Source organism: Paenibacillus wynnii (genome assembly GCF_030812855.1).
GTDB lineage: Bacteria > Bacillota > Bacilli > Paenibacillales > Paenibacillaceae > Paenibacillus_AQ > Paenibacillus_AQ wynnii_A.
Genome location: NZ_JAUSTK010000004.1, coordinates 157,255 through 179,325 on the forward strand (window position 1 = coordinate 157,255; position 22,071 = coordinate 179,325).

The window sequence follows — 22,071 nt, forward strand, 5'->3', positions numbered from 1 at the left end:
AAAAAAACCGCAGTCCTCTAATGCACTGCCTGTATAATTCGATCCGCTATTCGCTGATAACCGTCACCGTTCGGATGAAAATGATCTGTTGAAAGATACTTCTCCAGGTGGTTGTGGAACAAATCAAAAGTCGGTACCAGCGTCATGTTACTGTGAGTATTAATGATATCCATGGCTGCATTATTCCAAACTGTGACGGCTTGATTACCGGGAACCCGCAATTCCGGAATATCGCCAAATGGATTATATAGGCCCAAAAAATAGATTTTTGCTTCCGGATTAATTTCGGCGATCTTCAGAAGCGCCTCTTCAAGCCGTTTTGAGGCTTCGGGTAGAGCTGCCAAAAGTTCCTTCGAGGTTAATTCATCTGTTGGAGCCGAGGGTTCATCCGAGGTTGGTGAACTTGTATTGCTGTTACTCTGAACAATACCTGCTCCTCTGAATAAATCATTACCGCCTATAGACACCAAAATGGTATTGGCTTGTCGAAGGGTATACTTAACACCTTCTTCGTTGAGTTCATTTTGCAGCCCAAGAGTGGTCAGTCCATTTATTCCCAGGTTTCCAAGCAAATTTACCTCTTGGTCTCCTTCTGACATTCCCTCAACGGCTCGTTTAACAAATCCGCTCCCTGTATTATCGCCGGTCCCTTTTGCCAACGAGTCTCCAATAGCGACCACCTTCAAAATTCCGGTCACTTCCTCATCCGGCGCACCCGTCTTCTGTGGCAGAGCGGTCAGAGGAGCATCTCCTTGCGGGTAGACAATATCTTTCACCGCATAACCAAAACCAACTATAAAGATTAGGGTTGCTGCTATGGAAATCAGGCATACAAACCGCCAGGTCCATTTGGAATCATTCAAAAGCCATTCCTCCATATCCCTTATATTCTGCCAAATTGTTCAGTAATTTTAGCTATGTAGTTAAACATAAATCTTCTATCTGCAATTTGCAAATGTTCCTAATCAGGAATAGATGACAAGGACATAAATACACAATTATACTTGCTCATAATAAAAAACGCTCTCCGCTAATAGGCGAAGAACGTTTTTTCCTGTAAGACTTTGTCACTGATTTGCTTATTTACCTATGAATTCTTGAACCCAGTAATTATTATCAAATCCTACGCCAATATAGTTAAAATCAACGCTGAGGATATTCTTGCGGTGACCCGGGCTATTCATCCAAGCCGTCATTACTTCTTGCGGAGTTTTTTGCCCCATAGCAATATTCTCGCCCGCTGCTCTATAAGTAATTCCGAAGGTACCCATCATATCAAATGGAGATCCATAAGTAGGGGAGGTATGAGAGAAATATTGGTTCGTACGCATATCCGTCGCTTTAGTGGCCGCCAATTTATTTAAGCTGTCCAATCCGGTAACCGGTTTTAGTCCGGCAGCAGTTCGCTCTTTATTGACTAAGACTACTACCTGTTGAGTATAAGTTAATTTTGGAGCTGCTACAGCCGTTGTTGGTGTGCTCTTGGGAGCTTGTGTAACAACTGGAGTAGTTTTTGTCGGAGCTACTGGTGCTACTGGAGCCTTCTGCTCTGTTACAACAGGAGTATTAACCACTACAGTAGGGGCAGATTGGCTATAATAAGTTTGAAAATATTTCAGTATTTGCTCGTAACGAGTGTTAGTCAGGTCAATAGGGCTGCTTGTAGCCGCACTAGCTTGTGAGGGTAAAGAAATACTAACTGCCATAACTGTTGCAAGGCTACCGCCTATTAATAATGCTTTTAGGTTTTTGTTCTTCATTTTGTCATCTCCTTAAGTCTGGATGCTATTCTCTAAGCTGTTTAGATACATGGCGGAAAAGATTACAAATATGTAACTTTTCTCGTCCTCAGTCATTGTATCACAATTTATTGAGTTGTGCGGTGTTATTTTCTGTAAATTATAGGCTAAAAAGGCTTGTCCATTGTCGAAGTAAAAGATTGGAATTTGAGCATTGCCGCCCCCGTAGGGAGCGGCCTAGAAATCAATTTAGATTACGCTTCACTACTACATTTATCGGCGTTACTTATCCTAATTTTAATGATAGGATTGCCAAAAATCCCCTTCTGTTGAGATTAACCCCATTATTTCAGCATAAGGAATCCTGAATGTGGGAAATCCAGCAACGTAGGGCGCAATATCATAAGGGGCGAAATATAGATAAAGTGCCTGTTCATCCACATAAAATGGCTGATTCGCAGTTATTCCTTTATATGAACCGGGGAATACGTAAGAATACTGCGGATCGTTCGCGATTTGTTTACCCACAATTTCGCTAAGTTTCTCCACATATTTACTTCCCGGTTTAAATAAGTCACGCAACTCATAGAATTTTCCACTCCGTAAATTGATGTGTACATACTCTCTGGTAGGCATACCATGTGCAGCCCCGAAGGGGAACTTGTAACCATTTAACTCAAGCACCAATAAATTTTTACGGAAAAAGGCTACTGAAAAGTCCCCAGTATAGCTGAATTCCTTCGAAGCCCCACCGATCCCTGCACCTTCTGCTAGTGAAAGCTTCCGCAGCCTATTATTAACTTCTCTAGAGACCTCTACATTGGCGATTCCCTCAACGATCGGATAATAGACTAAATAGTCCGCATTCGGTTTGTATTTTTTCTCTAAGACCGAATATGGGGGTCTCAGAGGGATTACCGTATTTTGCTTCCATATTTGCTTGCCCATGCGATTATAATAGGCTGTTCGCTGATCTACATCGGCCCTAATTAAGTTCCCACTGAAGGAAAGTGTTCCGGACCCCGGAATGACGGGTGGCTGAGCTGCTCTATTGCCGCTTCTATCAATAAAGTATGTCTCCTTCGCATCATGTACTGACGCTACCCCCCTATCGTAGTTGTTGACGGCTAGCAGCGGCTGATTACTTAAAATCTGTCCTGACTCCGCATCAGCAATGGCGTAGCGGGAACCGCGATAAGGTTGATCCGGGTAGATAGGTGTGCCAAGTGCCACCCTGCCTTCTCCAAGCTGCTGGACCTCGTAATACCTTGCGGGGATAATCCTTTTTCCCTGTTTATCGATCAATCCGTATGCATTACCATAATTCTCAGCTGTATTTATAACAGCTCGCCCCTCAGAAAAAGGAAGGGCAGATGTGAACTGTGGTTGTATAGCAATGGTTCCGTCGATCTGGAGGTAACCGTATTTACCATTTTCCGTCTCCTGGAAAGGAAGCAGACCCTCACTAAGACTTCCTACATAGGGATGATTATAGGTATGCAGTTTGCGCCCCTCAGTATCAATCAAAGCGAATTCACCGCTGCTAATCTTAACCACGGCCGTCCCTTCCTTAAAATCGCCGGCATCCTCATACTCAGCAGGTATGGCCTCTTTTCCATGACGATCCAGATAACCATAAAGAATTTTCCCACCCTCTAATCCTGTATAAAATAGTGCCCGCCCTTCCTGCAATGAGTTCAAAAAATCATAGCGTTTCGAGGTAACGGTTTTGCCCTTTTCATCTATCAAAAAATATCCCTTTTCATCTGAGACTACTGCGCGGCCTTCAGAGAATGGACCGATAAACGAATAAATGGGCTTTACTTTCTCCCGCCCCATGTTGTCGATGAGTCCACTATGTCCTTTCAATTGCACGATCGCTAGCCCATTCTCCTGAAATTCCTCCGCATATTCAAACCGCGGTTCAATCACAGTCTTACCGTCATCATTTATATAACCCCACAGCATTCCTTCCTTAAGCTTAAAGGGGGCCGGGTGCAGCGTTGTCACCCGTAAATCATTTTCGTCCCCCTGATCAACCAGAGAGAGCGCCTCCCACGGTCTGGAAGAGTAATCAACACGGTATAATCCTGGTTCGGCAGGAATCGTTACAAATTGTTCTTCCTCCCCGCGGATAAAGCTTTGCTGCTGGTCCAACCAAGCTTTCCAGCTCATTCCGTCCCATTTCCATACTTCTACATGAAGCAGGTGGTCTCCCTGCCCGCTGTCCAAGCCGTTTAACCTCATCCGTATCATTTCATTCGCTCCCCCTGCACAAGGCATTTGCCTATAGAATATGGGGGAGCGGGTGTTTATGTGTCTTATTGTCACACATGAAGTTGAGGCTGGGGAGTGGGATGTGATGGCTGGCGGTCCCTGCTCGGACGATTGCTCTCGGACGGCCGCTACACGAACGGAAGGTTGCTACAATCGCTGTTGTATCCAAATTTCTGGATTGGAACCGCAGCGCGGTTGAAATTTGGATACAAAGGCGAACGCTGACGCTTCTCCGCAATCCTTCCGTTCTCTCCGCTGCTATCAGCGGTAACCCAACTACCACCCCCAACACCAACTTCAACATCTGTGAAAGAAAGACAAAAAACACCCTACTTGGAGTGGGTGTTTAAATAGACGAAGTTTCAGCCAGCTTGAAACTTCAGGATGCAGCTCGCGGCTCGCGGTCTGGGTTCTGGGTTCCGGGTTTTGGGGTCTGGGGTCTGGGGTCTGGGGTGTTATTTCGGAGCGAAGCAATCGATATAAAACATGCCAAAAAGCGTTTGCTGTGTATCGCAAACGCTTTTTGGACTGCCACCTGCTTAGGCGAGGTGATGAGAAGTAACGAAGGGGAATATTGAAGCTGGAGAAACGTTAGTGGTCGCCCGAAAGCTTTTCGTAGAAAAGCTCGCTTCGTAAGCATAAGCTGTTCTCGGATTTCTACCGCGAACAGCGGTTTAAATCAGGAAATCCGAGAACAACAGCGATCGTAAGCTCAATATTCACCGCAGTTACGGCTCAATCACCGAGCCCCCTTATTTCTTCGATGAATATTTACGCATATCGAAGGCAACTGCAGCGATGATGATCAAACCTTTGATAATCAACTGATAGTACGGGCTGATGCCGATAAAGGTCAAACCATAGTTGATCAGGGTGAAGATGATAACACCGACCAGAACGCCCGGTACAGTACCGATACCGCCAGTTGTGGATACACCGCCGACTACGCAGGCTGCGATCGCATCAAGTTCATACATGTTACCATAATTGTTTGTTGCTCCGCCTGTTCTAGCAGCTTCAAGCACACCAGCCAGACCATACAAAGCACCGGCAATAGCGTAGATGTAGACCAGGTTCTTGGAAACGTCGATACCGGATACTTTAGCAGCTTGCATGTTACCGCCGATAGCGTACATGTTCTTGCCAAGCTTTGTTTTGTTAAACAATACCCAGACAAAGGCGGCCACTACCAAGGCTATAATTACGATATACGGAATGGAATACTGACCGCTGCCAATAAATCCGGAACCGATTTTAGTGAAGTCAGGACGCAGACCGCCGATAGGTTGCGATTGGTTCGGGTCCATATCGAAGTACAGGGAGTTAACACCGTACACGATAACCATGGTACCCAGTGTTGCGATAAACGGTGGAACATTCAGCTTGGATACAATCAGTCCGTTCACGAGACCGCATAGCAAACCTGCAATGATCGCAATAACAATTGGAAGAAGTACATTTACTTGCGGCAGGTCCGGGAAGAAACGACGGGAATAATCCGGAATTTGCAGCATGGAAGCGGAGATAACCGCCGTGAAACCTACTACCCGACCTGCAGACAAGTCTGTACCAGCCGTGATGAGGATAAAAGCAACACCAAGTGCGATAATGATCCGCGTGGACGATTGAATCATAATGTCACGCAAAGTGTTTACAGAGATAAAAGCGGGTTCATACAAGGCAATACCAGCGATAAGCAGTACCAATACGATGTAGATAGCGTTTTGTGTTATAAAGGATTGAGCTTTTTTAACGTTCATTAGTAGTGTTCCTCCTTAAAGTTACGCGATGCGTAGCTCTCTTCGTAAGCATAACCAGTTTTGCTGCGCAAAACCGTCTTCGAAAAGCATACTCTTTCGTCCTATCCTAGTGCTGTGCAGCGAGTCGCATAACTTCGGTTTCCGTAGCCTGCGCGCCTTCTAATATACCTGTCAATTTTCCTTCTGACATGACCATAACGCGATCAGACATTCCGAGCAATTCCGGCATTTCAGAGGAAATCATTATGATACTCTTGCCTTGTTTTGCCAAGTCGGCAATGATGGTATAAATCTCAAATTTAGCTCCAACATCGATACCGCGCGTTGGCTCATCAAGAAGAAGAATTTCAGGCTCTGTAAGCAACCATCTGGCTAGCAGCACCTTTTGCTGATTACCACCAGACAAGTTCATGATTTGCGTTTTGGTTGTAGGTGTTTTGGTACGCAATTTTTCAATCATTCTATCCACTTCTTCTTTTTTCTTCTTACCATCAAGCAGAAGGTACGGTTTCTGATAACGGTCAAGGTTTGCGATCGCACCATTCTCATGTACGGACAATACCGGGAAAATACCGGTTACACGCCGCTCTTCGGTAAGCAATGCTAAACCATGCTTCTTTGCATCTTTTGGAGAATTGATTTTAACTTGTTTTCCAGCGATGGAGATCGTACCTGACTTAATCGCACGCAGACCGAACAGTGCTTCAATAACTTCTGTACGCTGAGCGCCTACAAGACCACCAATACCGAGAATTTCACCGCGTCTCAAATCGAAAGACACGTCTTTGAAGGATCTTGGTTCCGGTGAGGTTAACCCTTCAACCTTCATGTAGACTTCACTTGGTACATTAAAGCGTTCCGGGAAACGATTCGTTAAATCCCGCCCAACCATTTTGGAAATAATAAGGTCGGTAGTCATCTCTGCTGCAGGCCAAGTACCAATTTTTTTACCATCACGCATGATGGTAACATCGTCAGAAATTTCAAGAATCTCTTCCATCTTGTGAGATATATAAATAATGGCTACGCCTCTTTTTTGGAGATCACGGATAATCCGGAATAGATGCTCCACTTCTACGCTTGTCAGGGATGATGTTGGTTCGTCCATTACAATAACGCGAGAATTAAAAGAGACTGCTTTCGCGATTTCAATGGATTGGATTTTGGATACGGACAGCTTGCCCACCAAAGTTTCGGGATTCAGATCGATATCCAAATCTTTAAAAAGGTTTTCCGTATCAGCATACATTTTTTTGTGATCAATAAACTGAAGCGGCCCGATTCCCTTGGTCGGAAAACGTCCTAACCAGATATTTTCCATAACACTGCGGAAAGGTACTGGATGCAGTTCTTGGTGAATCATTGAGATTCCGCTTTTCAGTGCATCATTGGAGTTATTAATAGAAGCTTTCTCGCCGTCCAAGAATATTTCACCGGCATCCGGTGAATAAATTCCGAAGAGACATTTCATTAGTGTTGATTTTCCAGCACCATTCTCGCCCATAAGAGCATGAACAGAGCCCGGTTTAACCTGCAAGCTTACACCATCTAGTGCTTTAACGCCGGGAAACTCTTTCGTGATGTTTTTCATTTCCAGCAAAAACTCGCTTTGAGCCATTTTCTTACGCCCCCTAAGTTTTTTTCTTTTTTTTATGAGAGGCACAGCGGTTCTATCCTGTTCCCTACCCGAAAGGAATGTTAGGGAGCGATAGCGCTCCCTATGCATACCCTTATTTAAGAATTATTATTTAGCTTCAGCAACGTTTTCTTTAGTAATCTTTTTGTAGGAGATCCATACATATTGATTGTCAGTAACGTCAAAGCCTACGTTGTCTTTAGTTGGTGTTTCGCCTTTTGCAAGCAAAGCGGCAACTGTGATAGCAGCTTTACCTTGGTTGTTGGCATCGTTCAGCACAGTACCAAGCATAGTTCCATCTTGCAATGCTTGAACAGCAGGAGCAGTTGCATCAACACCTACTACAGGCATGAATTTGTCGCCTGTGAAGTATCCAGCAGCTTTCAAAGCTTCGATAGCTCCTAGAGCCATGTCATCGTTGTTAGCAAGTACAGCTTCGATTTTGTCTCCGTTGGAACCCAAGAATGCAGCCATTTTTTCTTGACCTTTAACGCGATCCCACATTGCAGTATCTTCAGCTAATTTTTCAACTTTGATTCCAGCATCTTCGATAGCTTGGATGGAGTAAGTTGTACGAAGCTCAGCATCTTGGTGTCCTGGCTCGCCTTTAAGCATTACGTATTGAAGTACTCCGTCTTTGTTCTTGTCAGCTTCTGGGTGTGCTTTCCAGTAGTCAACAATCAGTTGGCCGGACATTGTACCGGACTCTTCTGCTTTAGCGCCTACATAGTAAACTTTGTCCCATTTCTTCATATCTTCAGGAAGCGGTTCGCGGTTCAGGAATACAACCGGAATGCTTGCTGCTTTTGCTTTGTCGATGATAACGCCGGCAGCTGTACGGTCAACCGGGTTGATCAACATACCGTTATATTTTTTAGTAACGAACAAGTCAACCTTGTCATTTTGTGTTGGTTGGGAGTTTTGGCTATCCACGATGTCTACTTCAGCGATACCTTCAGCAGAAGTTTGGATTGCGTTACGAACACCAGTCATGAAAGTGTCGTCAAATTTGTAAATTGCTACGCCAACTTTTGGAGTTTTAGCTGCATCGGCAGCAGGAGCAGCAGTTGCTTCTGCAGCATTACCAGCATTGTTACCTGTGTTAGCTTCTTTGTTGTTGTTGCCGCCACAGCCTGCAAGAGCAGCACCCAGCAAAGCACTAGCGAGTAATACGGAAGTGATTTTTTTCATTATTCATTGACCTCCATTTTATATTTCTTTTTTGTTATCCCGTGTTGTCCCGGGTACATCCTTATTATGCAACACCTGAAAACGGTTGCGAATATAAAATACTACTCTGTTTTATGAAAATTCTAATGTACTGCCCAGACTCTTATAACAATACTCATAAAGTTATAAAAATCCTCCTTTCATTAGGGGAATTAGGTTATCTGACGAACGGAAACAACAGCTTCTGATTTTCCGGCCACAACATATTTTCTAGATCAATGAGCTTTGTACCCGTATCCACCCGATCTGGTACATCTAGACCCTCAGTTACCTCTACTGCATGCTTCACAGCCAAATATCCATTACTAAATGGGTTTTGGATCACCGCAGCTTGGACAGTCCCGTCCTGCAGCAGTTCCATCATGGCCGGAGAGCTATCAAATGCAACCATCTTTATATTATCCAATTCTGAGTTTTGTATTACTTTAGCTGCTCCCTGAGATGCAATTTCGTTCAACGTTGCTATACCGCGTAAATTCGGATGCTTGATCAGCATCAGTCTTGTAAGGTCCTCGGCGTCCTTTATCTCTGAGTTGGTGTAAGAGATCTGAACGACATGCACATCAGGGTATCTGGCTGCGTAATTCAAAAAACCCTTCTCCCGTTCATCCGCATCCCGGGCCCCTATATCCATGGAACTAGAGGATTCACCTTCCTCGTGTGAAGAAGAATTCGTAAAATTAATGATCCCGATTTCTCCATATCCGTTCAGAAGCTTTATAAGCCTTTCGGCGGATTTTTGTCCGGCTTCATAACTATTTGCTCCCACGTAGGTTGTAACTCTAGCCGAGCCAACCTCCGCATCCACCGAAATCACAGGTATTTTGTAATAAGATGCTTTATCTACAACCTGCGCAAGTCCCATATAGCTGCTGGCAGCCAAAATAATTGCATCGGCTTTTGCCGTAATAGAGTCCTCTACCATTTGTATCTGATCCATGACGTCGCTTTCAGAATTAGGGGCCTTAAAGGTCAAATTAACATTAAACTCTTTGGCTGCAGCCTCCGCTCCCTGCTTGACGGTATTCCAATATTCACCTCTGTTCATCTTTACAATCATATGAATATTACGGGTTTCACTGCTTTTTCCAATATAAGTAGGTGTTGCACTAAAGCAGGATGTGACGGTTACCCATAGGGCAATGCACAGCAGCAGGGTTAAGCCAAACCGAACTTTTTTCATTCGGGAGTCCCCCCCTCCTTATCTATAGGGTCTTCTTGATTGATTAACGCAGGAAAAGTGATAGTGACGGTAGTTCCTTCTTCAATTTCACTTTCAAAGGAAAGCCCGTATTCACGTCCGAAGTATAGTCCAATGCGCTCATTAACATTTCGAACCCCTACACCGGATCCGCCTCCACTCTTGCTTCCCCCTGTCAAAATCCCATTCAGAATTTCTTCCGACATGCCCAATCCATTATCACAAATCGAAATCTCAATAAGGCCTTCCTTGAGCTTTGCTTGAATAGAGATCAGACCCTCATCCGGCATCATCTCGATACCATGATATAGTGCATTCTCCACAATCGGCTGCAAAATAAGCTTAATGGTCTGATAAGGCAGAACTTCCTCGTCTGCAGTTATCTCAAAGCGAAATTTATTCTTGAACCGAAAACTCTGTATCACCAGATAATGCCGGATATGATCCAGCTCCTCTTGGATGGTTATTATATTCTTTCCTTTGCTTAAGCTGATACGGAAAAACTTGGATAGAGACTGAATCATCGTTACCACTTCATCTGTTTTACCGCGCTCTGCTAACCGAATAACCGAATTCAGCGTGTTATATAGAAAGTGGGGATTGATCTGCGATTGCAGAACTTCCAGCTCTCCTTTCCGCTTGGTCTCCTGTTCATAAATAATTTGATCCATCAACTGGCGGATACGCTGCAGCATTAAGTTGAACCTTTTGGAGAGCTGTTCCACCTCATAGGTTCCACTAACATCTATTGGAGTGTTCAAGTCTCCCTCTCCCACCAGCTTAACCGTCCGTTCCAACTTACGGATTGGGCTTGCTATCAGAGCGGACATGAGAACTGACGCGATAATTACACCTAGGATTACAACTGCTAAAAACCCGGCTAGAAATTGATTTAGATCCCTCTTTGTAGTGACAATTTCGTCGTAATACGCTACACCAACAATTTTCCAGCCTGTCTGTGCCAGGGTACGAACGGTGATAAACCGTTTCTCCCCGGTGGATTCATCCAAATAGCTTCGATACGCATATTCGAGCACCGGTTCCACATTCTCGTATTTTAATCCGGCATAGATGAGCTGCTGTTGAGGATGGTACACAATATTGCCTAAAGGGTCCAGGATGTAAGCGTATCCTCTTTTACCTAGCTTTACCTGTTTGCTGAGCTCATCAATCGTCCGAAAGTTAAAGTCTATCAGTAAAATCCCGGTCTTATGCACTCCATTCTCTTTGTACTGTACCAGTTTGCTCATGGAGACGACCCATGTATATTGATTCTTGAATAAATTTTGAATATGAGGGGGGGAAAATGAGATTTCTGAGGTACGCGTCGGTGCAGTGAACCAGCTTTGGTTCCCCAACTGTGTATTATTGCGCATCGTCGTACTCGGCACATCAAGTACCAGCTTTCCCTGAGGTGTAAACAATGCAACAGATACTAAATCTTCCCGTGTCTCACGAAGAGTGGACAGCCTTTCCTTTAGAAGCGGAGTATCGATGGATGAAGTCTGGGAGATTTGTTCCTCAGCCTTCTCATAGATATTCCGCATACCTTTGACATACAGCTCCAAGTTATAGTTCACCTGTTCTATAATTTGCTGCATATTCAGATTAGCATTGTCTTCAGCGGTCTTGGCAAACTTGTTATATAGCATAAAACTCACAATAACCGCTACAAGAACGGCAACGGTTGTGAAGGTAACTGTAATTAAGAATTGGATGCTGCGCAGCTTGGAGGAAAGTCGAAGCTTCCCTCCTTTGGGCCGCTCAGGTCGTAGCGGAAAAAAAGCCTTCTTCATCGACATTGCTTATCCTCCTCTGGAGCTGTTTTTGTACTCTTTAGGAGATTGTCCATATTTCTTGCGGAAGCAAAAGCTGAAGTAATTCGGATCAGCAAAGCCGATTTTCTCCGCAATCTCAAAAGCCTTAAGCTCCGTAGAACGCAGTAAATCCTTTGCAGCCTCAAGCCTAATTTGCAGCAGGTAGCTGACAAAAGTCATTTTCATTTCTTTTTTGAAGATGCTGCTGAAATAACCTGTACTGATGTGCAGATGCTGACAAACCTTACCGACTGAAATATCAGATTCCTCATAATGGGCCCGGATGTACCCTTTAGCCTGTTCAATCAACAGTTTATAGCTGGACTGCCGTTCTGTGGCGATATTATCCATAAGCCGGGTGCATACCGAAATGATCCATTGTTTAGCCTCACCCAAATTATTAAAGCGGTTCATGATCATTAGTGAAGAAAAACCCGGTCCAAACAGTTCTGTGGTCTCACTGCCTGCTTCTTTGGCTACACGCAGGATCGATGTGATAATCTCCAGTAGAAAAATCTGATAGTCTTGTGTGGAAACATGATCCACATCCAAACCGCTGAACAGCTCATCGATGGTTTCGGTTAACTCCTGCACGGTACCCAGCTTTAGGGTTCGAATCAAAGCCTGCTCAGTCAGTTCATCATAGGCAAGCATCCGATTAGAGCGGGATTCAACATCCTCAATCCAGATCACCCTATTGTTGCCCAGAACAAGCCGGTAATCCAGGGCCTGCAAAGCATCTGCGAAAGAATTGAACAACAGTGCCGCAGATTGACATACTGTTCCGGCTCCTGCGGTAATAGTCAGCTTCAAAAAACGTTGCACGCTCTGTCTAATTTCCTCTAGAATTGCAAAGGTCTTGCCGGTAATCTCTGCCTCATCAAGTGTTCCGCTCACCGAGAGCATGACGATATCATCTCTATGAATAAACACCTTGCCAAAGCCGTGCTTCATGCATATTTCCTCGGCGATGTTAAGCACAGCGAACAGCTGTAAATTACGATCTCCAGTATCTCTCAAGGAAATCTGTCTTGTTCCCGAAGTGTTAGGCTGTCCATCCCCACGGATATAATCCACACTTATTACTGAAGCCTGGAATAAGGCTCCATAGAGCTTCAGCCCATATTCTGCACTCTTCTCGGCAATCTCTGCCGGACGCAGTCTACGGGAAACAAGGGAAGACAGGAATTGCTCACGAAGTACAGGCAGACTTTTACGATAATGCTCGCTGAGTACATAAACATTCTCTTTTTCGGAGATTTCAGCTTCAATCTGTTCCCTTACCTTAATCAGGATGTCAATCAGTTCCTGAGCAGAGAAAGGCTTCAATACATATTCATCGATTTGCAGCTTGATTGCCCGCTGGGCATATTCAAATTCATCATATCCCGTTAATATAATAATTTTTGTATTCGGATGACGACTGCGAATCCACTCCGCAAGCTGCAGTCCGTTCATAAATGGCATCTGTATGTCAGTTACAACTACATCCGGCATGAGTCGGTCAATCGATTCTGCCGCCTCTCTTCCGTTCTCCGCCTGATCAACTACTTCAAAGCCGTATTTCGCCCAATCGATCTGAGCTATAATCCCTTCTCTTACATCTTCTTCGTCTTCAACCAAAATTAATTTATACATGCATTCATCCCTCTTTGGATAAGGTTAATTTTCGTAATAAAACTATTCTATATGATTCAATCAATACGATCTATGTTTAAGTTAAGATAATGATTTACTACGGTCTTTTTTTCGAAAAAAAACCATCCCGCCTGAACCGGGATGGGGATGATCTTTAACGTATACGTTCTACTATAACGCCTTGTTGAAACGGTAACCTGCCTTTTCAAACCCGATATGACGGTAAAAAGCATGCGCCGGGGCTCTCTCTACTCGGTTTCCACTTCTAAGGAAAAGCTGACAGCAACCTTGCTGGCGTGCCCATTCTTCCGCTGAGGCTACAAGTCTTTTTCCGAGTCCATTTCCTCTTAGTTGCTCTGATACAATGAGTGCTGTTATCTCGGTAATACAGTCTTGTTGTTTGTAGTATGAACTTATTTGCCGCAGTCCGATCATACCCACGACTTCGTTGTCCAGTTCGGCAACGAATGTACAATGGAGGGAATCATTCTCCATATCTTGCAATCTCTCTTTCATTACGCTAAGCGTTGTTGGATAGCCGAATTCACGCAAGAGTGCAGTAACTCTCTCCAGATCGTTCATGCCGCATTTGCGAATTTGCAGTACTGGTGCCGCAATACTACTGTTCATCCTCATATACCTCCACTTTTAGCATAGACGCTGCCTTTTTGGCTGTCGTCCTTGCGTTTTCCACATTTTCCGCTGCGCTTAACGTTATTGCCATCCGCCGACCGGGACGAACTTCCGGCTTGCCGAACACCCGAACCTGAGTACGCGGAAGCGCAAGGGCCTCCTTCAGTCCAGTAACAGCAAAGGCTTGTCCATTCCCTACCGCTTTAAGGGTAGCAGAGGCTCCCGGTGTCAATAAATTCACTGACTGAACGGGAAATCCAAGAATCGATCTGACATGTAAGGCAAATTGTGATAAGTCCTGAGTCGCCATCGTCACCATACCGGTATCATGCGGCCTTGGTGATACTTCGCTGAACAACACTCCACGATTTGTTAAAAATAACTCCACACCAAAAATCCCCAGGCCACCAAGCTCATCCGTAATTGTTCTGGCAATAAACTGTGCTTCATCCAATTGACCGGGATTCATCTGATGAGGCTGCCAAGATTCAACATAATCCCCATCCTTCTGAATGTGACCAATGGGCGGACAGAACACCGTTCCATCCACTGAACGTACGGTAAGAAGGGTGACCTCACTTTCGAAAGTAACAAACGCTTCTACGATGACACGTGTACCTTTGGCTCTTGCACCTTCCAGCGCAGTATTCCAGCAGTCCTCCGCATCCTCCGGCTTCCGGCATACACTTTGCCCTTTACCAGATGAACTCATAATAGGCTTCACCACACAAGGTGTTCCGAGTTCTGTAATGGCTTGTTGCAGTTCTTCCAGACTATCCGCGAAACGGTACTCTGCAGTAGGCAGTCCAAGCTCTTCAGCAGCCAACCGCCGAATCCCCTCCCTGTCCATCGTTAATCTGGTTGCTCGGGCAGTCGGAATGACTAAGAAGCCCTCTTGTTCCAGTTCAACTAGTGCTTGGGTTGCGATCGCCTCAATCTCCGGTACGATCACATCAGGTTTTTCTAAACGTATGAGTGCCTTGAGACTTTCCGCATCCAGCATATCAATGACATGAGAACGATGGGCAACCCCCATCGCAGGTGCGTTGTTGTAACGATCTACGGCCACGGTCTCCACGCCAAGGCGTTGAGCTTCAATAATGACTTCCTTACCCAATTCACCGCTGCCAAGCAGCAGCAGTTTACGGCTTTGAGCTGAAAAAGGAGCTCCCCACATTGTCGATCTCGACCTCTTTCGGCAATTTCACTGTCATTCATCCTTTTTCAGGAAAACACGACAGTTTCCTTGTAAATTTTCAGGCTTCTTTATTTTCATCCATCATAGAGAAGAAAGCAAGTGTTCTTCGACATTTTCCTACAAACTTCACACAACTTTGTCCACCAGATCGTCGAAAGATTGTTCCAAGTCTAATAAATCACGAATTAGTTGACTTAATCTCTCTGCTGAATCACCCCCTTCCCGGTCCAGCGACATGGCTAATTCCTGCTCGGACAATAGATTCCGAAGGTGTTCAGCAGATTCCTGCAAGGCCTCTAAAATGCAGCGTTCATAATGAGCAAGCAACGCTCTTTCCTGTTGAACCGTAGCACTTGCTACAGCTTCCTTCAATAGAGGTTCAACCGCGGATTTAACTTTATCCCGACCGGAGCCTTCAAAAAAATGCCGCGGTGATTTGAAATCATTCCATAGATTAGACCAAATCAGCGGTTGAAGCTGACATTCCACGCTCTTAGGAGGGGGCCAATGTTGATCTTCCTCTAAAAGGAACATCGTCTCACTTTCAGAAAAGGCTAGTTCCTCTGCCGCAGAACCGACAGATAAACGGACCAGCTGACGACCTTTTGCTTCCAGACGCAGGGTGGTCGCCCAAAGCTCCTGCTCCAGCTCACGCTGGACTGTACGCCAGAGCTCCCGTCCGCAAGCTGCAAAGATGTCTTTCAGATTTCCGGCATCCTCACGGAGCAATGATGGATGAAAGGACTCTTGAAAATAACGACCAAACGAAAATCCAAGCCGCTGCCTTACATGATACAGCAGTTCCTCACCTTCCCTGTGCAGGTCGCGGCGAGGCCGCTCCTCCGCCAGTAACAGGGATAACCGCACTTCAGCTTGAGTGCGTCGTTGTACCTGTTGTTGAAATCCGGCTTCACGCACATTTTGCTCTTGGGAAGCCATCGCCTGCCATTCCTCAGCGCGGCGGCGGACGGAGACGATACTGTCTCGTGCTGCTGCCAAGGAGAGCCCAGGCAGTTCTTCACCTGAAAAATGGGCCAGAGCCTCCTCAAAGGGGCCGAAACGGGAGGACTCATAAACTTCATGATTGCCGCTTCTCTTGCTTTCCAGCGCTTGAAGGCTGGAAAGACTGAAGATGCGCGGTGCAGTAAGTCCCCCTGCACGTAAATTGGCAGCCACATGATTCCTTACCTCCTCAAGTTCTTCTTCGCTTGAGGCAAGGTCTGAGGCATTGATAATGAAGAACATTTTATCCAGTGCAAAGCTGTCTTTAATTCGCCCTAACTGTGCCAAGAGACTTCGATCCGCTTTAGAAAAAGCGTGATTGTAATAGGTTACAAAACAAATCGCATCCGCATCCTTCATGTACCCGAAGGTAACCCCCGTATGACGGGAATGGAGAGAATCTGCTCCCGGCGTATCCACAAGAACAATGCCGCTTTCCGTAAGCGGACTTGAATAATATAGATCGATGCCCTGTACGAAGCAGGCCCGTGTCTCCTCTGCAACAAGTAAGCGGTATTCCTCTAAATCTACGGTACGGACTTTTCCTAAGCGATCTTTTGATTCTTCCCAGCCAGCGGCTGCTGCCCTTAGAAATCCGGCATGAGGCAGTACAGAAGGATGTATCCCCCTTAAGGGCAAGTTCTCCAAGGCAGAAAACCATGTTTCATACTCCGGCTCACCGAGTTCCAGCACGCTGAAGGAATGGGTGATATCTCCCCAGAACTCCACCATTGTCTTCATGGTCACAACCGCGGTAGCATGCCGGAAGTCTCCTTCTGGCGCCAATATGCGGTTGACCGCGGCCGTGGCGGGGTGCGGAGACACGGGCAGCACCTCTTCGCCGAGCAGGGCATTGGCGAAGGACGACTTGCCGGCGCTGAACGCTCCGAACAGTGCCAGTGTAAAGCGGCCGCCGGCGAGATCGCCCGCCCGCGCCGCTAGGCTGCGTGCCGCCGAGGCCATGGCCGGCTCCCGGCGCAGCCGTTCCGCCGCGGCCGCAAGCGTCACCGCGGCTGCGGATAGCCGGCGGTGGCGATCGCCCGCCGGCGTTGGGGCCGCCGCCAAGCTTGCGGCGGCGGGACCCGGCCGAGCCGCCGTGCGCAGCGGCGGCTCCGCCTCGGGCGGCGCTGCGCTGTACGCAGCCGCCCGAGGGGTTACCCTCACCTCCGGCAGGCTGCCGGAGGTGAGGGTCCGGCGCGGCGGCAGCAGCGCCGCAAGCTCGGCCGCGCGGGCGTCCGCCGCGCGGTCCAGGGCGGCGAGCGCGGCGCAGGCGCGCGACTGCTGCCCGAGCGCGAGCTCGCGGAGCGCCAGCGCAGCGCGGTGCTCCTCAATTAAGTGCGGCAGCTTCGCCAGCAGCTCATCTGCCAATTCCAGAGCAGCTCGGCGGTATTGAGCTTTAATTTCTGCCGAAAGACTTCGGCAGAAATTAAGCAGCGCCTCGCCAGAACCGCTGGTTCCCGGCTTCACCGCGCCGGCCAACCCTTCCGGTTGAATGACCGGAAGCATTTGCTTAAGCGTTTGCTCCGTCTCTTCATTCCATAGTTCAAGGGTTTCGGCCCAAGCTCTTAGAAGAGCTATTAAATGCCACTCCACTTGAGCAGTCACCTGACGGCTTAGCAAATCACTGTAAGCCATCAATCGGCTATTCTGTTCCTTTTCCTTCTTAGCGGAAGTAAACCATAGGCCTTGCCGAAAGCTCGGACTTAAACTTTCTATATATCGTCCCGCAAGGTCTCGAACCTCCGCAGGATTGAGGTTGGCATTGCCAAGCAGGTCATCCAGACTGGTACGAAGCTCTAGCCTGGAATGAGTCATCAGATTTTCCAGCAACTCACGTTCTTTTTCTATAGTAGCCAGCTCATTGTTAATAACCCGTACCTCAGTACCTGACAGCTCCATAAGGAGTGCTTCCCTATCCTCCAGCTGCTCTTCACGATAAGAAGTTAATGCAGACTCCGCCGCGTGATGTATAGAACAAGACAAACTATATTGCAACAGTTCATCCCGGCGTTCCAAAAGATCTTTGATCAGCAATACTAAGCTATCCCAGTTATTTAGATTATGGTTTTCTACTTTAAGAGAAGTAAATAGAAGTCCTGCGCAATGAATACCCCATTGACTGAAAGCGTTTTCTAATTGGCGTTGATATTCCTTAAGCGATATTTCTTGTTCCCTATGCTTGTCGATCTGATTAACGATTAGGTAGAGCGGCTTGCCCCAATCACTAAGATTTTTGGCAAAAGCCAAGTTGTTCTCCGATTGTACATGGTTATAGTCCATAACATAGAACACGACATCCGCTAGATGAAGTGCAGACCGGGTAGCACTCTGATGAGCATCATCTGTAGAATCAACTCCGGGAGTATCCATGAGAACCCCGTGCGATCCAAGCAAGGGAATTTCTTCCCATACCTCAATGGCAGAGTAATCTCCTCCATTACGACAGTATTCACCAAGCTTCTCAGGGGTCGTCTCCCAGGCTTTAATGACTACATCATCATTTATACTACGCGGATAAATAAGAGCACGAGGATTCCCGGATCTAATCGATACAATATTCGCACTAGTCGGAACAGGACCTGAGGGAAGCACATGACTCTGGCATAAAGCATTAATCATGCTGGACTTTCCGGCTGAAAAGTGCCCACAGAAGGCTAAAGTCAGCTCGTTCGCCCTTTCTTTTCGGTGTAGTTCAGAAAATATACGTACAGCCTCTGCATCTCCCCATTGCTCCATTAAGGTTTTCAGTAAGGGAAGTACCGAGTTAGTATTTATTTGTTTTATTTGTCTATTTATATCGAACTTGGCCCGCTCTGCGCTCATCGTCTCTCCACCTCTGCTAGTTCCTTAGGAAATCAGTAAGTTTCAATGACATTTTTATCGTTCAAGACTTTTTATAATAGAATAATTCTATTTTAACACCAGTTTGCCACAAATCAAATACTGCTGGATAGTTGTAACTATCCTTGATACAGTCCAGCAATTGAGATTCAAGCTTTTTGTTATATAGATCGTACTTAAGATTTACCCTTGAGAGTGTGGTAGTAACTATAAAGGATGTTTAAAATTCGACACTCCAGCTTCGAGTAGCCATACGAAAATTATCAGGCATTAATGTAGGATCACCCGAGAAGAACCAATCAACAGATTTCATTGTTCTCCAATATCCGATAAATAAAGTTGTTTATTTCAGATCCATTTTTCTACTAGGACACTAGACCTGTGATAAATAAAGTTTGGAGGGAAAGTCCCCACTAATTGCAACGAAATTATCCATATCGATATTTAATGATGCTTAACCAGAATTTAGTGAGAATTTTCAGGTCCATCTCGAAATCAGTGCTTGAATTTCCGTTTACGTCACTGTGCGGGGAACGATTTCGCTCTAACTTCGCCTGATGTTTCACTGGGTATAGGGCAACTACGCCTTACAGGTAGCCGAATCCGGGTTGCGGACCAGTCCTTCGGCGAATTAGAGGGGAAAATGCCCGCAAATACCGCTCGAAACGCCATGAATTTGAGATTAAAGGGAAAATATCCCTATAATCTTACCCATACCGCCCCAAAGAGGTTAAATCCTCAAAATTAGCGGGCGAAATCCCCTCTAATTGCCCAAACGGGGTGCCGGGTGCAGAAATAGAGGGAGAAAACCCTTCTATTGGGCGTAACGGATTTCTGTACTTCTCGTCACCTGTCAAGCACTGAGTTTTGGTATTGAGCGAACTTTCTCCTCTAAATATCTCGAAAGTGGTTTAATTTATATAAGCATGAGCCAAACAGCAGCAGCCAAAGTAAATTTACATTAAGGTAGATCGGGTTAAGAACGCTATGCGGACTACAGATCACTTATTATTGATAAATTGTTCTATAAGTAAGTTATGCGGACACAGATGCCTCTATTTATGAATACTTGCCTATTTATAGCCGAATTCTTGTAAATAGTGCCTTCTGAGTCCGCATAGATAGGGAAATCAGGTAAATGGAGTAAATAGCGTCGGCTGGGTCCGTTTAGCGTAGGCATTCATCTTGAGCAGATTACCACGAGTGTTCGTACATCTAAAGAGAGGGCGCGTTAGTAATACTGATTTGATTCTGAATCTCTCCTGCGTGTTCGTACATCAAGAGGGGAGTGAGTGGCTATTCATGCGGAGCAGAGGTCTACGTCTGTGACGAAGGGGGATTTTGGAAATTGAGGAGCGAGAGCGACCGCCCGAAAGCTTTCCGTAGGAAAGCTCGCTTCGAAAGCATAGGCTGTCTATGGATTTCTACTGCAAAGAGCGGTATGAATCAAAGAAAGTCTTACGACAACAGCGGCCGGAAGTCCAAACATTCACTCAGTGCGACTAATCCTTTATGCTAAAAATCTTAAGTTCAATCTAATAGTAGGGAAAATAAATGTCGCACACAGCTTGTATAAGCTGGTTTTGGCGAGTATTTTAGAAGGGGAGTTTGTTTCTGAATATCTTCTTCTAAATCCATGGGACGCAATCCATGGGACGCAAAGTTGAATCTGTGTAGATACGTTTTCCGCTTAAACAGCGGAGAGGACAGAACGATTGTGGAAAAGCGGCAGCGGTCGCCCGAAAGTTTTCCAAAGGAAAACTAGGTTTGAAAGCATAAGCTGTTTCCGGATTTTCACCACTAAGAGGAATTAAAAAATCTGGAGAGCACAGCGATTGTAACAACGGTCTGTTCGCGGAGCGTCCTCACCAACGCCCACTCTAATCCTACTCAAAAAACAGGGGATGTCCCAAGCCATTTCATAGCTTGTGGGACACCCCCTGTTTCTATATTTCGACAATGGATTGCAATCAATTGGGTTTAAGCAGTTTCCAAAACCGGCAGCAAAATTTCAAAGACTTTACCGTGCTGGAGAATTGTAAGACCACGGGATTTATCTCTCATCACTACAACCTCTGGTTTCACTGACATACGCTCCAGATAATGCTCCGGTACATCACCGGAATGGCTGATCGTAATTCCCTCAACTTCCTGCTCTTCATTCTCTTCCATAGGGCTGTCTACTACCCGTTCAAAAATATCCGAAAAAACCTCAAAATTATCCGTGTATACAGAAATGCACTTCATCTCTATCCCCATCCTCTTCATCATCTCTAATTCTTTAGTTTAGTTTTTGGCGCAGAATCTTTATCTTTCCTGATCAGCGACATTTTCATACGTTTCTTTCCTTCACGGCACACATCTAAAAGTGGACATACCTGGCACTGCGGATTCTGGGCTTTACAATGATATCGTCCGAAAAAAATGAGCCGATGGTGAGTTAATGTCCATTCCTCTCGCGGAACAGCCTTCATCAGCTTCTTTTCAACCTCCAGCACGCTATCTTTCCAGCCGGCCAAAGCAAGCCGCTTAGATACTCGCTCCACATGCGTGTCAACAGCTATAGCAGGAACTCCAAATGCATTGGAAACCACTACATTCGCCGTTTTTCGTCCGACCCCTGGCAAGGTGACCAGTTGATCATGCGCCTGCGGTACTTCGCCTCCATACTGTTCAATCAGTATGGAACATAGACTCTGAATATGCTTGGCCTTATTCCGGTATAGTCCGATTCGTCTGATGTCCTCTTCCAGCTCCTCTAGTGGAACTGAAATGTAGTCCAGAGGCGCTTTATACTTTTGGAACAGGTCCACTGTTACTTTGTTCACCGTAGCATCCGTGCATTGAGCAGATAATAATACCGCAATCGTCAGCTCAAATGCATTGCTATGATTTAACTCGCAGTGAGCTTCCGGGAACATGTTTCCGATGGTATCCAGAATGTGGCGGACATCTGCAACTTTCATAGCATCCCCCCAACGAAGTATTACGCCACTGTGAGTATCCCGGCGTGTCTCCTCTGATGTAAGGAAATATAAGCAAAGTATGTATTATAGCGTACACATTCATACATTACAAGCGAAAAAATTAACGCTCTTA

At 45.9% G+C, this 22,071-nt stretch carries 15 protein-coding genes; 1 reads left to right on the forward strand and 14 read right to left on the reverse strand.

What is annotated here, in order from left to right; translation table 11 throughout:
* Positions 1-17: 17 nt before the first annotated feature.
* From J2T20_RS06080 to J2T20_RS06090, 3 genes are all read right to left on the reverse strand, one after another.
* On the reverse strand, positions 18-863 hold the full coding sequence (locus J2T20_RS06080) for a GDSL-type esterase/lipase family protein (RefSeq protein ID WP_307586572.1): 846 nt from the start codon (positions 861-863) through the stop codon (positions 18-20).
* 216 nt (positions 864-1,079) lie between these two features.
* Positions 1,080-1,760 carry a CAP domain-containing protein gene (locus J2T20_RS06085; RefSeq protein WP_307586574.1) on the reverse strand — a complete coding sequence of 227 codons (681 nt, stop codon included), beginning with the start codon at positions 1,758-1,760 and terminating at the stop codon, positions 1,080-1,082.
* Between the two features lie 276 nt (positions 1,761-2,036).
* Complete coding sequence (locus tag J2T20_RS06090; protein WP_307586576.1) at positions 2,037-3,995, reverse strand: WG repeat-containing protein; 1,959 nt, start codon at positions 3,993-3,995, stop codon at positions 2,037-2,039.
* 58 nt (positions 3,996-4,053) lie between these two features.
* On the opposite strand from J2T20_RS06090, the gene J2T20_RS06095 reads away from it, so the two are divergent.
* Complete coding sequence (locus J2T20_RS06095; RefSeq protein ID WP_307586578.1) at positions 4,054-4,215, forward strand: hypothetical protein; 162 nt, start codon at positions 4,054-4,056, stop codon at positions 4,213-4,215.
* 553 nt (positions 4,216-4,768) lie between these two features.
* On the opposite strand, the gene mglC is transcribed toward J2T20_RS06095, so the two are convergent.
* The 11 genes from mglC to nth form a co-directional block, all read right to left on the reverse strand.
* Positions 4,769-5,776: a galactose/methyl galactoside ABC transporter permease MglC gene (gene mglC, locus J2T20_RS06100; RefSeq protein ID WP_307586580.1), complete on the reverse strand. Its 1,008-nt coding sequence runs from the start codon at positions 5,774-5,776 to the stop codon at positions 4,769-4,771.
* A gap of 106 nt (positions 5,777-5,882) precedes the next feature.
* Entirely contained in the window at positions 5,883-7,394 is a 1,512-nt protein-coding gene (locus tag J2T20_RS06105) for a sugar ABC transporter ATP-binding protein (RefSeq protein ID WP_307586581.1), read from the reverse strand.
* A gap of 126 nt (positions 7,395-7,520) precedes the next feature.
* On the reverse strand, positions 7,521-8,603 hold the full coding sequence (locus J2T20_RS06110) for a galactose ABC transporter substrate-binding protein (protein WP_307586582.1): 1,083 nt from the start codon (positions 8,601-8,603) through the stop codon (positions 7,521-7,523).
* A 196-nt stretch (positions 8,604-8,799) separates the two neighbouring features.
* On the reverse strand, positions 8,800-9,825 hold the full coding sequence (locus J2T20_RS06115) for a substrate-binding domain-containing protein (protein WP_307586584.1): 1,026 nt from the start codon (positions 9,823-9,825) through the stop codon (positions 8,800-8,802).
* Positions 9,822-11,639 carry a sensor histidine kinase gene (locus tag J2T20_RS06120; protein WP_373457762.1) on the reverse strand — a complete coding sequence of 606 codons (1,818 nt, stop codon included), beginning with the start codon at positions 11,637-11,639 and terminating at the stop codon, positions 9,822-9,824. The genes J2T20_RS06115 and J2T20_RS06120 overlap by 4 nt, the downstream gene beginning before the upstream one ends.
* A gap of 9 nt (positions 11,640-11,648) precedes the next feature.
* Complete coding sequence (locus J2T20_RS06125; RefSeq protein ID WP_307586586.1) at positions 11,649-13,298, reverse strand: response regulator transcription factor; 1,650 nt, start codon at positions 13,296-13,298, stop codon at positions 11,649-11,651.
* A gap of 171 nt (positions 13,299-13,469) precedes the next feature.
* Entirely contained in the window at positions 13,470-13,928 is a 459-nt protein-coding gene (locus J2T20_RS06130; protein WP_307586587.1) for a GNAT family N-acetyltransferase, read from the reverse strand.
* Entirely contained in the window at positions 13,918-15,108 is a 1,191-nt protein-coding gene (purT, locus tag J2T20_RS06135; RefSeq protein WP_307586589.1) for a formate-dependent phosphoribosylglycinamide formyltransferase, read from the reverse strand. Before purT ends, J2T20_RS06130 begins: the two co-directional genes overlap by 11 nt.
* Before the next feature lie 147 nt (positions 15,109-15,255).
* Positions 15,256-18,954, reverse strand: coding sequence for a dynamin family protein (locus tag J2T20_RS06140; RefSeq protein ID WP_307586591.1), 3,699 nt, complete (start codon positions 18,952-18,954; stop codon positions 15,256-15,258).
* A gap of 1,998 nt (positions 18,955-20,952) precedes the next feature.
* Positions 20,953-21,219 carry an NAD/NADP transhydrogenase alpha subunit gene (locus J2T20_RS06145; RefSeq protein ID WP_307586593.1) on the reverse strand — a complete coding sequence of 89 codons (267 nt, stop codon included), beginning with the start codon at positions 21,217-21,219 and terminating at the stop codon, positions 20,953-20,955.
* A 26-nt stretch (positions 21,220-21,245) separates the two neighbouring features.
* Positions 21,246-21,938: an endonuclease III gene (nth, locus tag J2T20_RS06150; RefSeq protein WP_307586595.1), complete on the reverse strand. Its 693-nt coding sequence runs from the start codon at positions 21,936-21,938 to the stop codon at positions 21,246-21,248.
* Between the last annotated feature and the right edge of the window lie 133 nt (positions 21,939-22,071).

Bases quoted from the DNA above. Each gene is read 5' to 3' on its own strand.
- J2T20_RS06145 (WP_307586593.1), bottom strand. From the start codon at position 21,219: ATGAAGTGCATTTCTGTATACACGGATAATTTTGAGGTTTTTTCGGAT.
- mglC (WP_307586580.1), bottom strand. From the start codon at position 5,776: ATGAACGTTAAAAAAGCTCAATCCTTTATAACACAAAACGCTATCTAC.
- J2T20_RS06095 (WP_307586578.1), top strand. From the start codon at position 4,054: ATGTGTCTTATTGTCACACATGAAGTTGAGGCTGGGGAGTGGGATGTG.
- J2T20_RS06090 (WP_307586576.1), bottom strand. From the start codon at position 3,995: ATGATACGGATGAGGTTAAACGGCTTGGACAGCGGGCAGGGAGACCAC.
- J2T20_RS06140 (WP_307586591.1), bottom strand. From the start codon at position 18,954: ATGAGCGCAGAGCGGGCCAAGTTCGATATAAATAGACAAATAAAACAA.
- J2T20_RS06085 (WP_307586574.1), bottom strand. From the start codon at position 1,760: ATGAAGAACAAAAACCTAAAAGCATTATTAATAGGCGGTAGCCTTGCA.
- J2T20_RS06125 (WP_307586586.1), bottom strand. From the start codon at position 13,298: ATGTATAAATTAATTTTGGTTGAAGACGAAGAAGATGTAAGAGAAGGG.
- purT (WP_307586589.1), bottom strand. From the start codon at position 15,108: ATGTGGGGAGCTCCTTTTTCAGCTCAAAGCCGTAAACTGCTGCTGCTT.
- J2T20_RS06115 (WP_307586584.1), bottom strand. From the start codon at position 9,825: ATGAAAAAAGTTCGGTTTGGCTTAACCCTGCTGCTGTGCATTGCCCTA.
- J2T20_RS06110 (WP_307586582.1), bottom strand. From the start codon at position 8,603: ATGAAAAAAATCACTTCCGTATTACTCGCTAGTGCTTTGCTGGGTGCT.
- nth (WP_307586595.1), bottom strand. From the start codon at position 21,938: ATGAAAGTTGCAGATGTCCGCCACATTCTGGATACCATCGGAAACATG.
- J2T20_RS06105 (WP_307586581.1), bottom strand. From the start codon at position 7,394: ATGGCTCAAAGCGAGTTTTTGCTGGAAATGAAAAACATCACGAAAGAG.
- J2T20_RS06130 (WP_307586587.1), bottom strand. From the start codon at position 13,928: ATGAACAGTAGTATTGCGGCACCAGTACTGCAAATTCGCAAATGCGGC.
- J2T20_RS06120 (WP_373457762.1), bottom strand. From the start codon at position 11,639: ATGAAGAAGGCTTTTTTTCCGCTACGACCTGAGCGGCCCAAAGGAGGG.